The sequence below is a fragment of the Paenibacillus pinihumi DSM 23905 = JCM 16419 genome (genome assembly GCF_000422505.1).
Taxonomy (GTDB): Bacteria; Bacillota; Bacilli; order Paenibacillales; family Paenibacillaceae; genus Paenibacillus_D; species Paenibacillus_D pinihumi.
Window position 1 is genome coordinate 61,758 of the sequence record NZ_KE383864.1, and the last position, 14,068, is coordinate 75,825.

At 50.8% G+C, this 14,068-nt stretch carries 14 protein-coding genes; all 14 read right to left on the reverse strand.

All coding sequences use genetic code 11. From position 1 onward, the window contains the following. Window positions 1–36: 36 nt before the first annotated feature. Window positions 37–1,104 (reverse strand): anti sigma factor C-terminal domain-containing protein, encoded by a 1,068-nt coding sequence (locus H583_RS0114200; protein ID WP_051236478.1) that lies wholly within the window; start codon window positions 1,102–1,104, stop codon window positions 37–39. Beyond that, the gene (locus tag H583_RS0114205) at window positions 1,097–1,624 is read right to left on the reverse strand and encodes an RNA polymerase sigma factor (RefSeq protein WP_036709736.1); all 528 of its coding nucleotides are present in this window, start codon (window positions 1,622–1,624) and stop codon (window positions 1,097–1,099) included. The genes H583_RS0114200 and H583_RS0114205 overlap by 8 nt, the downstream gene beginning before the upstream one ends. A 392-nt stretch (window positions 1,625–2,016) precedes the next feature. Then, window positions 2,017–2,823 (reverse strand): DMT family transporter, encoded by an 807-nt coding sequence (locus H583_RS0114210; protein WP_156326579.1) that lies wholly within the window; start codon window positions 2,821–2,823, stop codon window positions 2,017–2,019. Between the two features lie 132 nt (window positions 2,824–2,955). Continuing rightward, entirely contained in the window at window positions 2,956–4,314 is a 1,359-nt protein-coding gene (locus tag H583_RS0114215; protein ID WP_028561023.1) for an LLM class flavin-dependent oxidoreductase, read from the reverse strand. 55 nt (window positions 4,315–4,369) lie between these two features. After that, complete coding sequence (locus H583_RS36135) at window positions 4,370–4,540, reverse strand: glycine betaine ABC transporter substrate-binding protein (protein WP_081667228.1); 171 nt, start codon at window positions 4,538–4,540, stop codon at window positions 4,370–4,372. Then, on the reverse strand, window positions 4,527–4,736 hold the full coding sequence (locus H583_RS0114225; RefSeq protein WP_054706100.1) for a glycine betaine ABC transporter substrate-binding protein: 210 nt from the start codon (window positions 4,734–4,736) through the stop codon (window positions 4,527–4,529). The genes H583_RS36135 and H583_RS0114225 overlap by 14 nt, the downstream gene beginning before the upstream one ends. Window positions 4,737–4,863: 127 nt before the next feature. Then, window positions 4,864–5,817 carry a D-2-hydroxyacid dehydrogenase gene (locus H583_RS0114230; protein WP_028561025.1) on the reverse strand — a complete coding sequence of 318 codons (954 nt, stop codon included), beginning with the start codon at window positions 5,815–5,817 and terminating at the stop codon, window positions 4,864–4,866. 363 nt (window positions 5,818–6,180) lie between these two features. Continuing rightward, window positions 6,181–7,605, reverse strand: a complete 1,425-nt coding sequence (locus tag H583_RS0114240; RefSeq protein WP_028561026.1) for a 4-hydroxyphenylacetate 3-hydroxylase family protein — start codon at window positions 7,603–7,605, stop codon at window positions 6,181–6,183. An 18-nt stretch (window positions 7,606–7,623) separates the two neighbouring features. Then, window positions 7,624–8,907 carry a 4-hydroxyphenylacetate 3-hydroxylase C-terminal domain-containing protein gene (locus H583_RS0114245; protein ID WP_028561027.1) on the reverse strand — a complete coding sequence of 428 codons (1,284 nt, stop codon included), beginning with the start codon at window positions 8,905–8,907 and terminating at the stop codon, window positions 7,624–7,626. A 60-nt stretch (window positions 8,908–8,967) separates the two neighbouring features. Continuing rightward, complete coding sequence (locus H583_RS0114250; RefSeq protein ID WP_051236479.1) at window positions 8,968–10,530, reverse strand: HAL/PAL/TAL family ammonia-lyase; 1,563 nt, start codon at window positions 10,528–10,530, stop codon at window positions 8,968–8,970. 63 nt (window positions 10,531–10,593) lie between these two features. Next, window positions 10,594–10,770: a hypothetical protein gene (locus H583_RS38160; RefSeq protein WP_425414523.1), complete on the reverse strand. Its 177-nt coding sequence runs from the start codon at window positions 10,768–10,770 to the stop codon at window positions 10,594–10,596. Next, window positions 10,748–11,182: an ATP-binding cassette domain-containing protein gene (locus H583_RS33010; protein ID WP_051236481.1), complete on the reverse strand. Its 435-nt coding sequence runs from the start codon at window positions 11,180–11,182 to the stop codon at window positions 10,748–10,750. The genes H583_RS38160 and H583_RS33010 overlap by 23 nt, the downstream gene beginning before the upstream one ends. A 265-nt stretch (window positions 11,183–11,447) precedes the next feature. Further along, the gene (gene deoB, locus H583_RS0114260; protein ID WP_036709740.1) at window positions 11,448–12,638 is read right to left on the reverse strand and encodes a phosphopentomutase; all 1,191 of its coding nucleotides are present in this window, start codon (window positions 12,636–12,638) and stop codon (window positions 11,448–11,450) included. Window positions 12,639–12,716: 78 nt separating this feature from the next. Then, window positions 12,717–13,973, reverse strand: a complete 1,257-nt coding sequence (locus H583_RS0114265) for a nucleoside permease (RefSeq protein WP_028561030.1) — start codon at window positions 13,971–13,973, stop codon at window positions 12,717–12,719. Window positions 13,974–14,068: the final 95 nt, after the last annotated feature.

Here is a 14,068-nt window from a genome sequence, read left to right on the forward strand (position 1 = left end):
GCTGTCCATATACGGCAGCTGGCCTGTCTGCCATTGTCAATGCCAATTCCATACCTCCACAGCACCGAGCTTGAACTCATGCAACAGCTCTTCCTCCTGAAGCTTCTCCAGCTCACGAATCGGGCCCGTCACAACAGCTCCATATACATAGATGCCATTTCTTTTCAAATAATCAAGGCGCAGTTCATCCGTTTCAGATCCGTTGTAGCTTCCTTCTGACAGCAGCCACTCCATATCCTCCAGCAATCCCTGCTTGGCCTCCTCTATATTGCCAGCGCCAAGTCCGGTAGACCAGCCGCTTAATGAATGATTCTCATTAAATAGAACTCTCGGCTGAAGCGTCAGATGCTGAACCTGAATTAAGTTGCCTGACGAAGAGGAAAAATTCGGCTTGAACTCTCTGATCTCCCCGGCATATACCGGCATACTTAGCAGAGTAAGATCGTATTTGTCCAGCATAGTCATTAGCTCTTCCGGCTGCATTCCCCTCATAAGCGAAAAGCCCATCTCCGCTACAAATCCATCCCCGATGTGTGCGATTTGATTCCACGTATCGGCTGAGTCTGTTCTGTTCATCTCTGAGTCCGGCCCCCCTTTCAGAAGCCCGCCGGGAACAGCGTAGGAGAACGACGGGCTTCCCTGCCAATATTTAGATTCCACATCTGTTCTGTATGTATAAGGCCCAAAAATATGTTTTTTTCCGGTCAGTTCCCCTTCTTTAATATCCCACTGCCCAACCTTCCGGTATAGATTCAGCTTCATGTTTTGGGTCAACAGGCCATTTACCTCAACATTGGGAGCGCTGCGAATGCGCAGTCCTTGCTCATGGGTATTCGCCATCGTTATCAAATAGCGGGCAAATTTATAATTATAATCAGATTTCACAAATACAATATTGACTGCCGCCATATACAGCAGATAAAAAAACAGAACCATTACCCCGGTCGCTATTACGCTCCGCGCTACTCTGAATCTGGTTGCCCAGATCATTCGCCTGATCCGCTTTTCATTCAGTTGCAGATGAATGTGCTGCTCCCCTTCCCAGCTCTTTAATTGAAGCGGAACCTCCCGCCGTGTACCGGCTGATTTCTGCTGTTCATCCATCGATGTCTCTCCTTTCGAGCTTTACAGCAATTTCTCTGAATCTTTTGCGCCCCCGGTGCAAGTTAATTTTCACCTGATCCATGGTAATTCCCAGCAGGTCGGCAAGCTCCGCGTAAGAAAAGCCGTCCACTTCCCGCAAATAGACAACCGTCCGGTAATGTTCAGGCAGGCAAAGCAAAATTTCCTCGATCTGTCGGCGCTGTTCTTTGCCGTCAAGCGCATCCTCCGGCGAGGGTATGGTGCTAATTCCGCACTCTAATTCTTCAAACTGCTGCATGGCCTTTTGCTCCGTCGAATGCTTGCGCTGCCAGTCAATGTAAAGATGCCGTGCTACCTTGTAAAGCCACGCCTTTGCGTTATACAGATGCTGTCTGCGCAGCGATAGCATAGACCGGTAAAACGTTTCCTGCAACAGTTCCTCTGCGATCTCTCTGGAGCCGCACATCCGGTAAAGATAACGGTACAAGGCCTGGGAATACAGCTTGAACAGTTCAGTGTATGTATCTTTCTCTTTTTTCACCAGCCGCCCCTCCCCTCCTGTATAACGGCTGAAGAAGCATTTTGTTACAGTTTTCTTTAGAAATAAGAAATAGCGACAGAGATCAGATCGCTCTTCATACAGAAACCAAAAATTAAAACAGCTTGTGGCAAACAGGGGCGTTCCTGAAGATAATTCTCAATCTTATTTTTATGATTGTATTGAAAAAAGCATGAAAACGTCCTCTCATAAAGGACATTCTCATGCTTTTGTCTATCAAATAGTGGACTTTACAGTAATCTATTGCAGTGCTGTTTGATCTCAAAACACACCCATATATAGTTGAATCTAATCATTCAAATCTAAATCCAGTTAAGCTTCTTCGAAACTTATATTCTCGTAAATCGTTTCACGACATATCCCTCATATTCACACTATATCTTAGCTTTTTCCCCATCCGCAGCAGTTGCCGCCTGCACCGAATCCAGTAGATTCTGCACCACAGGAATTTGCGGCTGCACAGGTTCCGCCGTCTGAGGTGGGGCTGCCTTAACGGGCCTCGCGCGGTTTGAAATAAAGACACCAAGCAAAATCAGCACACCACCCAAAATTTGCGACAGCAGCACTTGCTCGCCCAGGACGAGAAAACCAGCAAGCATAGCAACAAAAGGCGGCAAGTTATGAAATAAAGATGCTGTACCCGGACCAACAACGGCTACTCCACGCACCCACCAGATGCCGGTGGCCACGTTGATAAGGCCGGCAACACCGACAAGCAGCCACATGACAGCAGAGGCGTTCATCTCCGCCGCCCCAAGCAGCCACTCGCCGCCGAAGGTCGGAGCCATGAGCAAGGTTCCGATCAGGAAGGAATACAGCGTAATCGTAAAAGGGGACAGCGTCCGGGCCAACCTTGGCGTGAACAGCACATTCACAGACAGGCCAAGCATGGCGATGAGCAAATAGATATCACCGATCGAAATCTGCCAGGAATGGGCGCCATTCTGTACGATAATCAGCACACCGGCAAATCCGAGCGCTGCGCCTGCAAGTTTGACGGCCTGCATGCGGGTCTTCAGAAAGGCAGCTTCCAGAACCATCGTCGTCAGCGGTGCTGCCGCATAAATAAGAGACGCATTCGCTGCTGTAGAATACTCCAGACCAATAAAATATAATGGCTGCTGAATCAGGGTGAAAAATATGGCAGAGTAGAGCAGCAGGAAGGGCAAGGTAAACACCATCCGCAAAAATTAGAGCAGCACCGGCGAAAAGGCTTGGAGCATATAAGAACTGATGACATAACTGATGCCCCAGAAAAGTGCGACGACAAACAATCCGGCAAAAGCCGACCTATGCTGCGCTGACATGCGTCGTCAGGATATGGCAACCGGGCTGAAGCGGTTAGACGGACGCTGCAAGTTCAGATGATCGCGAAGCGTGCTTCCCGTGTACTCGGTGCGGAATACGCCTCTGCGCTGAAGCGCCGGAATGACCAGATCGACGAAGTCATCCAGTCCGCCGGGCAGATGAGAGAACGCGATATTGAAACCGTCTGCCGCGCCTTCAAGGAACCAGCGCTCCAGAAGATCGGCGATCTGCTCCGGCGTATCCGCCAGGCCCCGTTTATTGGTCGCGCGCTGATAGAGCTGCCGAAGCGTAGGATTTTCCTTCTGGATCAGCTCGCGAATCAGTTTCAGCCCACTTTTGCTTTGGTTAAACTCATCAATCTCCGGAAGAAATGGCAGCGGCTCATCCAGCGGATAAGAGGAAATATCCTGCCCTAAGTAATGGGACAACAAATCCAGGCCAAGCTGCTGCGGTGTCAGCCCTTCAATAGTGGCCAACTGCTCCCTGGCCTCTTCCTCCGTACGGCCGATGATTGGCATAATGCCGGGCAAAATTTTCAGTTCGTCACGATTACGTCCGTATTTTTCCATTCGTCCTTTAATATCCTCATACAGCTCTTTGCCGGCCTGCAACCCTTCTTCTGTAAAGGAACTGACCGGAACGAATACGACCTCGGCTTTGGCAGCTGCCAATTCCTTGCCCGCTTCCGATGCCCCGGCCTGAATCAGAACCGGATAACCTTGGGGAGGTCTTGACACATTCAACGGCCCCCGGACCTTGAATTCCTCGCCTTGATGCTCCAGATTATGCAGCTTGTCCTTGTCTGCGAAATAACCGCTTTCCTTGTCGAACAGCAGGGCGTCGTCCTCCCAGCTGTCCCACAGCCCCTGGGTGACATCGACGAACTCGCCCGCACGCTCATAGCGTCTCGCATGCTGCAGATGCTTTTCCTTGCCGAAGTTGCGGGCTTCCTCATCCGTCTGCGAGGTGACGATATTCCAAGCTGCCCGCCCGCCGCTTAAATAGTCCAGCGTAGCCAGCTTCCTTGCAATATGATAGGGCTCATTATAAGTCGTAGAAATCGTGGCTGCCAGTCCGATATGCTCGGTGGCTACGGCAAGCGCCGAAAGCAGGGTGAACGGTTCAGGTCGTATGCTATTCGCATGGCTGATCCCGGACTCGAACCGGTCCCACACATAGAGTTCATCCGCATAGAAGAACATATCGAACTTGCCCCGTTCAGCGGTCTGGACAATTTTCTTGTAATAATTGAAATCCAGCAGCCCCTCTGCGTCGGACTTGGGATGCCGCCAGCTGGAAATATGCTCGCCCGCCGGAAAAAACATCATTGCCCCAAGGGCCATTTGTTTTTTTTGCTCACTCATTGTATTGCCTCCTGTTTGTCGAACGTCTCTTTTTTTGAAAACACAAGTTTCTGCCTTACTTTGTTAACAGCCCGTTCTCCGTCAGCCATTGCTTCGCTACTTCCAGTGGAGGGCGCTGCTTCAGCTCCACTTCGCCGTTCAAATTCTGCATGGCGGCATCGGTAATTTTGCCTGCCAGCTGACCCAGTACCTTTTCGAGTTCGGGATGCGCCTCAAGTGCCGACATTTTGAATGCTTTTGATTTCTTTGAATTTGGGGTTGTATACTTTCAGAATCTCAGGCCAGGCATCCGGGCGGTTCATAAACTCCTCACTGGCTCCAAATACCAGCACACCGGATTTTCCAGCCAGCTGCGAGGTGGTCGTGATCCCGTATTTCTCCGCCAGATAGAAGGCTGCCACCATGCTTGACAGGGACAGCAACGTTCAAGCTGAATTTAAATGATCTAAGATTTGAAACTGAATTTTCAAAAAATAAATGAGAAAAAAAGGCCTTATTATCCTTTATTAGGAAAACAAGACCTCCACTCGAATGGTTGATCTGTATGAATTAATAGCCTCTTATACGGTCAACAACACCTCGCAAAGGCAAGCCTTGGATATATAGATCCAGATTAGCCATAAAGTAGCGGCTCACATCCGGAACCCGGCTCGGACCGGACAAATGCGGCGTGATAATAACATTCGGCAGTTCCCACAACGGGTTGTCCCGATCAAGCGGTTCCCTGTCGAATACATCCAGCACAGCCGTCAGCTCGGGCCGTTGCTGAAGCTGGCCAATGAGCGCTTTCTCATCAATAAGACCGCCCCTGCCGACATTGATCAGACAGGCTCCCGGCTTCATTGCCGCAAGCACCTCCTGATTCACCGTATAGCGGGTATCCTGTGTCAGCGGGAGTGCCACCACCAGATAGTCCAGTTGCTTGACGAAGTCCGTCCACTCTCCGGATGTAAAATGACGGTCAACCAGCGGAGCTTTATCCGTGCCCCTGCTCAATCCATATACCTGCATATGGAATGCCCGGGCTTTGGCAACAATCTCAGCGCCAATGGAACCGAGTCCGGCAACACCAATAATTTTCCCTTCAAGCGTATCCACCCGGAAGCCATCCCATCTTCGGGATTGCTGTGCTTCCAGCAGGCGCTTCATTTCCTTGTTATGAAACAACATATAGCCGAGTACATATTCAGCCATCACCCTGCCATACTGATCCACAATGCGGGTCAGTGTGACCGGTGCGGGAACGCGGGGGCTATTTGCCAGATTATCAATGCCCGCTCCGGTCGATTGAATCCATCTGACCGATTGTCCCTCCGGAGCTGCAAGCAAACTGTCCGGAACGTTCCAGCCCAGAATGACTTCGGCTCCTTCTATATGCCTGGCTGCCTCCTCCGGCGTCCGGGCTATTCGCAGTATGCCTTTGTAACCAAGTTCCTGAATGTGCGAAGCATACTGCTGCGCCTCGTTATGATAAATCAAAATTTCCGGCATGTTCCTGTCCAAAGATTATCCTCCAATTAACATCGTTGTATTTCAGGCTATTGTATAGGAGAACAACTTATTCGTCCAGAAAATCAAGCACCGAACGATGCCATTGCGGAACCGTTTCCTTTACGCCATCTACATATACGGCATCCACACGTTCATTTTAGAAGGAATGATTGCCTCCTTATCATTCATATAATTGGCGGCCCGATCCGGCAACTCATTCACATTCGCCTATCCATGGCGATGGGGAGATACTGTGATGTTGGCGCCTTGCGGCCATTGCCGGACCGGACCGGTATTACCCTGTGAAAACGAGAGCCTCAGCATGAATTGAGCCTGCGAGTCGAGCTTATTATTCACCCGGACTCTGTATTGTTTTCAAGCAAATGCAGACCTGGCCCGGGCGAGCAGCCCGCGCTTGTCATACTCCAGGTATTGACCGGCATAAGTTCGTGCCGGATCACCTGCATAAAAGCGCTCATAGAGCTCATGCCTGGCACCCAGCCGGCTTCCGACCAAATCCCATGACAGCTTGAGCAGCTTGATGCGTTCCTCGGCATTGCGTTCAGCTCCCCGGTAATACTTCTGCAGATGCGGTCCAAGCGGACCATGCAGCTCACTCAGCCGGGAAGGAACCTGCAGCATGCCTGAACCGGACAACTGCTGCAAGATTTCAATGGCTCTCGGATAATACTGGTTGCCCAAATTTTTGGCTGTGACCAGTTCCGGCTTGCTTGGCAGCCAGACCCCGAGTGGATGAAGGGAGGCATTGTGCTCGGAGGCATGCCATAGCGCTTTGATGGATTCCACTTGAAATGCCAGCTCTGCCAGCTTCTCCTGCACATGGGCAAACTTCGTGATGCCGATCGATTCCGCAAGCTCGACTGCAACGGCCAGCACAAATTCCAGCTTGCTGACCAGGCGTACTACAATTTCATGCTGACCATAGCCGCTTGACACATAATCGGTGCGCAGCTTCCACAATGTGTCCGGGTCCTCTTTGACGAGCACCCGCTCCCATGGAATTAGCGCATCATCGAAGACCAGCATCGTATCCATCTCATCATAACGGGAGCTAAGCGGATGATCCGCTTCCTCATTGGAGGCAAAGGACTCCCTGCTAATCTGGTGGACGCCGGGGGTATTTACAGCGACGACGAACAGCAGCGCATATTCTTTCTCGGCCGCTGTTTTCCTGGCGAGCGGAGAGACAATAATCTCATCCAGATAGGCTCCGCCGGTAGCGATCAGTTTCGCACCGCGGACGATAATGCCGTCTTCCGTCTCCCGGACAATGCGGACAGCCGTGTACAGATCCCCCAATTCATGGGCGGGCTTGGTCCGGTCGATTTGCGGATCATGACCGGCAGAAGTAATGAGCAGATCGTTATCGCGGACATAGTTGAAGTAGTTCACGATCCGTTCCGCATAATAGGGCTGCTCCTGATCAATCAGATTCCGGTTAATATACAGACCGGTAATTTGAGAACGGTAATAGCCTGCAATGCGGCTCATAACGCCGAACGTGGCATCGGACCAAATTTTGAATGAACGGCCGCGACGGACAATATCTTCTTTAGCCGTCGGCACGAGATATGCCAGATTCGCCTTGGCTCCCGTCTCCGTCTCGAACGTAAGCTGCGGGCCCAGAACCGGATCTTCCTGCAAATCAAGAACGGAAGCGATGGACTGGACCGTGCCCCGGAAATCGGGATGCCCGGGAATGTTCGTTACCAGCTCACCATCAAGCCATACTTGCCTGTCATCTTGAATACGTTCTATATACCGTTTGCCTGCTGACACTCTGCCCGCTCCCTTCTCCTATGAACTCTCTTTCGACTGACTGCCGTTCTGATTCCAAAATTTCTGATAGAGTGCTCGATAGGGCTCAAAATCGTATTGCTGATAGAACAGGCCTGCTTGCCTGACCGGATCGCCGAATGCATACCGCTCATGCTGTCTGCTCCGATACGCCTGCCCGCTGCCGACAAGCGCCTGTACCCGACGCAGCACTGCTTCTTGCTCCCTGTCATGCGCCTGGTGAACGGAGAACGACTGCGGGTTCAAGACCGATTGGCCAACCCGCTCCAATGCTTGCAACGCATGATGGATGTACACGCCTCCGGCTTTCCTGGCTGCCTGCAGAGGGGGAGCAAGCGGCAGGAACAGTCCCGCTTCGTTCGGACCGGCTTCTGCTTCGGCTGTATTAATAAATGCGTTCAGCACTTCAAGATGCTGAACGATTTCTCCAAGCACAGTCTGAATATGCAGCTCCTTGTTCAAGCCGGTATCCTCGGCCAGGGCAAATGCAGTTCCGGCAATAAGCTCCAGCACGCCGAGCTGTCTGGCGACCCACTGATAATCGGCAAGCCCCGCAGCAGCCGGCTGCTGCAAAAGCTGCCTGACACGCTCCGCCTCGCCGTTTGCCAGAATACGCTCCTGCCCGATCTCAAGATCTTGATAGCGAACGGTAACGCCAGCCTGCCAATCCGGATATACCTGCACCTCCAGGCCTGCGCTGTCCAAGGGGATAACCGCGATTCCTGACGGTTCGTTATCCTCCGCATGATTGATCAGAACAAGCAATTCATCTGCGAACAAGACATCGGCCCCAAATGCCTGTTGTCCCCGCAGCCGAATGCCCTCTTCAGTCTGAGTGATTACAGGTGGCACTTCATCTGAACCCTTCGCCAGCGGCTTGATCCTGTGGAAGGAAGTCGTCAGGCGGCTGCCTTTACGTACGAAGCTTTCAAACAAATGGGTTAACCGCTCCACATTTACATGCAGCTTTACCTGCACAAGCTCCCTGCTGCCGTACCAGCCGGACAGCAAGGAATGGGCGTAATCGCTCAAACCGTTCCCATAGACAGAGGTTCCGCCTGTGATCGTGTAAAAGCCGGACCGCTTGGCCCGCAGCTCATCCAGGGAACCGGGCAATGTGTAAGCCTGCTTCCACTGTACACTGTCCGGCGCTTCAAGCTCTGGCGCGATCCGTTCCCTTTCCTGCTGAATGGCTTGCAAAATTTGTGGCGGCAGTTCGTGACCTTCGTGATAAAACACTTCTTTCAAGCCGGAATTGAAGGCAAGATGACGGGTTATGCTCATTTACGCTATCCTCCTCATTTACTATAATGCGAAGCGCGAACTACGCGGAAAATCACGAACTCATTGATCCAATGCTTCTCTCACCCGGGAGAGCAGCTCCCCGCTCTTGATGACCCGGTATGCCTGCTCAATATCTGCAGACAAATTCCGGTCCTCCGCCAGAAACGGGACAGCTGCACGAACCGCCTGATACGCAGCCTGCGTGCCTTTGCCCAGACGCACTCCGCCCCGCAAATCAATTGCCTGTGCCGCGTGGAGCGCCTCAATTCCCAGTACAATGAGCAGACGGTCAATAATTTCGCGGGTTTTGGCGACGACAAACGGCGAATTGGCGGCATGATCCTCAATGTCTCCGGCAAGTGAGAAATAGTCGGAGGAAGCCGGATTAATGAGATGCCGGATCTCCGTATCCAGCGCGGTAATTGTCTTCTGCACCGTGCAGTACCCGATGGAACGGGACTCATCCGCGGTCAGGAACCGGGTCAATCCTGTAAAGGAAGGCGTGCCCAGCTTGATCGTACGATAGCAGGCGCTCTTGGATATATGGTGCAGCGCACTGCCAAGCATTTCAAAGCCGAGCGTCCATGATACCGGATCATAATTGGCGCAGGATACAATTCTGCGCTCCTCCAGAATGAGGCATGGATTGTCATCCGAGCTGTTCAGCTGAATTTCCAGCTGATCCTTCGTATAGCGGAGCGCATCATAAGCCGCCCCGTGAATCTGGCACGCATCACGAAAGCTTAGCGGGTCCTGAAGCGACTCGGGGTTATAGTTGTCCCATAAATCGCTGCCCTCAAGCAGGCTGCGAATATGGGATAAGCTTTGCAGCTGTCCGGGGAATGGACGCACCCGATGAACCGCCTCATCCAGCGGACTGACATTGCCGCGAATCGCTTCGAGCGATAACGCGAATACAATATCCGCAAGCTCCAGCAGCTCCTTGCATTCATGCAAGGCAAGCGCTCCTGTCCCGGCAGACAGCGCATTGGTGCAAATCAAGGCCAGACCGTCCTTCGGACCAAGCACAAGCGGGTCAAGCCCTGCCTCACTCAGCGCGACACTTGCCGCAAGCCGCTGTCCCGCCGTTTCGATCTCCCCCTCTCCGATAAATGCCAGGCCAATATGGGTGGCTGTCGTAATGTCTGCTGCGCCAACCGAGCCTCTGAGCGGGAGCACAGGATGGAGGCCGGCATTTAGAAATTCCGCATAACGCCGGGGAATTTCCGGCTGTGAACCCGTACAGCCGAGCAGCAGTGTATTGAGCCTGGCCAGCATAACCGCCCTTACTTCCGCTTCAATAGCATACGGGGCTACTCCGGAACTGTGGGATAAGATCAGATTCCGGTTGAACTGCCCGAAAAACTCTGCTCCCACCACCTTATCCTTATTCCATCCGACACCACGGTTAAATCCATAGACCGGGATGTCTTCGTCTGCCAGCTCAAATACCAGCTGGCGCGCTGCTTCCACGCGTTTCATTGCCTCCTCTGAGATTTGAACGGGCCGCCCGAGATAAGCAACTTCATAGGCATCCTGAATAGTCAATTGCTTGCCGTCCAGGATCAGCGCCTCGCCAGCAGTATTGGGCTGCCTGTGTGTCCGTTGTTCAGCCGTTACCATCCTTAGCTCACTCCTTTATATGGCAGTATCCAGCCTGTGACTCCGGCTTTGTTCACCACGGGTTTAAATATTGTAGGCAAGCGGAAATCGTTCCACGCCCAGAAACTCACGGACGAACTGATTTTTCGGTGAACCGAGGATCGCATTCGGCGCACCCTGCTGAACGATTTTCCCTTCATTCAAAAGAATGACCTTATCGGCTATTTTGAGAGCTTCGTCAATGTCCGCCGCTGAGCTCATGGGGATACCGCCCCAGAAACCGGGAAGGTTCCAGTCCGATTAACTTCAACAGTTCAGTGGCCCTGTCAATCAAATGCTGCTTCTTTTCCCCCTTAAGCCGGGGCACAATCGATATATTCTGCTCTATCGTCATATGGGGAAACAAGCCGATCTGCTGAATAACGTATCCAATATTGCGTCTGAGCTGAACCGGATCAAGGCCGCTAATATCCTTGCCTTCAATTAATACTTTCCCGGAGTCCGGTTCAATCAGCCGGTTAATCATTTTGAGCAGTGTGGTCTTCCCGCAGCCCGACGGCCCGATGATGGTAATGATCTTTCCGCCGGGAATGGCCAGATCAAAGTTTTTCTGTATGCTGGTGGAAGTATAACTCTTGCTGACGTCTACAAACTCTACTGCATTCCCGCTCATATGAAATCAACCCGCTTTCGAAAGAGATAATCACAAACGCAATCCTGTATTTCAAAAGTCATTCGTTCAACTGCTATGGGTATCCGAAAAATAAAAAGGCCCTATTTCTCCCCAGTACCAGGGAAAAATAAGACCTCCATACGAATGGTTTGTCTAATTGATGTAATTTTATTATCAGTAAATCTTATTGTCAACGATTATTTTCCAGTATTCTGATAGGGATTAATTAATTAAAAACACTGGCATGATACATGCATGCAGATTGCTATTGCATATCCGCCAAAAAGCTGGCTCCGTGCCCAGGTGCCTTCACATTAAAGTTATCTGCAATTGTCGCTCCCACATCGGCAAACGATTTTCGGATCGGAAGCTCCCGCTGCCCTTCTCCAAAAGCCGGTGAATACACGAGCAACGGCACATATTCGCGCGTATGGTCTGTCCCGCGGCTGGTTGGATCATTGCCATGATCGGCCGTAATGACCAGCAGATCATCATCTGACAGCCGCGCAAGCACCTCAGGCAGCCGTGCATCGAACTGTTCCAGCGCTTGTCCATAACCTGCTGGATCACGTCGATGGCCGTACAAAGCATCAAAGTCAACCAAATTCAGAAAGCTTAAACCTGTGAATTCGCGGTCCATCACCTTAATAAATTGATCCATGCCATCCATGTTGGAGCTAGTACGTATGGTATCCGTCACACCTTCATTGTCGAAAATATCCGCGATTTTACCAATGGCAATCACATCATAATTCCCATTCTTCAGTGTATTCATGACGGTAGGTTCAAAGGGCTTTAGCGCGTAATCTTGGCGGTTTGCCGTCCGTGTATAATTTCCCGCTTTTCCCACAAACGGTCTGGCAATAATTCTCCCCAGCATATACGGCTCCTGCCTCGTAATTTCCCGGCAATAAGAGCAAATATGATGCATTTCTTCCAATGAAACAATGTCTTCATGGGCAGCAATTTGCAAGACGGAATCTGCAGAGGTATATACAATTAACGTCCCGGTCCTTACCTGCTCCTCTCCCAGCTCTTCGATAATTTCCGTGCCACTGGCCGGCTTGTTCCCAATGACCTTGCGTCCGCTCATGTCTTCAATCTGCTTCACTAATGCTTCCGGAAACCCTTGCTCAAACACACGAAATGGAGAATCAATTCGGAGTCCCATCATTTCCCAGTGTCCTGTCATCGTATCCTTACCTTTTGATGCTTCCTGCATTTTGGTGTAATACGCCATCGGCCGCTGTACCCGGTCGACGCCATTTATTTTCTCAATATGGGACAGTCCGAGTCTGGCCATCCAGGGCATATTGAGTCCGCCGGTAAACTCTGCGATATGACCCAGCGTATGCACATCAAAATCATTGAACTCGGCCGCATCCGGCGCTTCACCAATCCCCACAGAGTCCATTACAATAAGATGTATGCGTTTAAATCGTTTAAATCTCTCCATAATCCCTCTCTTTCTTCACCTCATATAACCTGATTCATTCTAAAGCCAAAACCTGAGGACAGTAGCAAAATGGAACCGTTAATGTGTCGTCTTCATCTCAGGGAGCTTATCCGAATCATGCTTGTACCGGAATACAAAGACAAAAATAATCGCCAGCACAGCAGCATAAGAGGCAAAAAACAGCCATATCAGATTCCAGTTCTTTACACCATCCGCCGTGAAATAATCTACAATAAAGCCGCTTATAACGGAGCCGACGTAAGCTCCGATCCCGTTAACCATGGTCATGAACAATCCTTGCGCGCTGGCACGAATGTCCGAGCTGGTTTCCCGCTCCAAAAATATAGAGCCCGATATATTGAAGAAGTCGAAGGCGCAGCCGTATACAAGCATGGCAAGCAGCAAAAGCACAAAACCAAATGGCGAAGGGTCACCGAATGCCAGCAAGGTAAATCGCAGTGCCCAGGCAAGCATGCTGATCAGCATAATATTTTTAATGCCATACCGCTTCAGGAAGAATGGAATCGCCAATATGAACAGTACCTCTGCCATCTGGGAAACAGATAACAGGATCGACGGAAATTTGACCACAAGGCTGTCCTCATATTGCGGATTCAATGCGAAGTCATGCAGATAAGGATTGCTGAACGTATTCGTAATTTGCAGCGTTGCACCCAGCATAATTGCGAACAGGAAAAAGATAAGCATAGCAGGCTTCTTGAATAATACAAAAGCATCCAGTCCAAGCATGTTGATCCAGCTTTGATTTTTCTTTCTCCTCGAGGTTGGAATCGTTGGCAGCGTAAGCGAATACAGAGATAAGAGCAATGAAGCAGCGGCTGCTATATAAAGCTGCATATTGCTGAGCTCGAATCCAAACAAGCTGATCATCCACATCGCAGCAATAAACCCGATCGTCCCGAATATACGGATCGGCGGGAAGCTCGTGACCGTATCCAGGCCATTTTGCTCCAGACATGAGTAGGAGATACTGTTAGAGAGCGCAATGGTCGGAATAAAAGCCATCGCATTCACCAGCATCACCCAAAACATGAGTCCCGGTTCCTGAACAGACGCCGCATAATATAAGACCCCGGCACATACCAAATGACAGAGGGCAAACAGACGATTGGCCACAACCCACTTGTCCGCAATAATGCCAATGATGCTCGGCATGAGCAGAGCGGCTATGCCATTAGCGCTATAGACGATTCCCACTTCGGCACCCGTGAAATGCAAGGTATTAATCATATAAGAGCTAAGGGTAACGAGCCAGCTCCCCCAGATGAAATACTGCAAAAAAGATACCATTTTCAAACGATTAACGATTTTCATGTTGTCTACGCCCCCATAGGAATAATGGCTTACAGCTAGTCCAGATTGCATCGCAGAAATTATGAAAGCGATATCATTAAAATCGATAGGCCGAG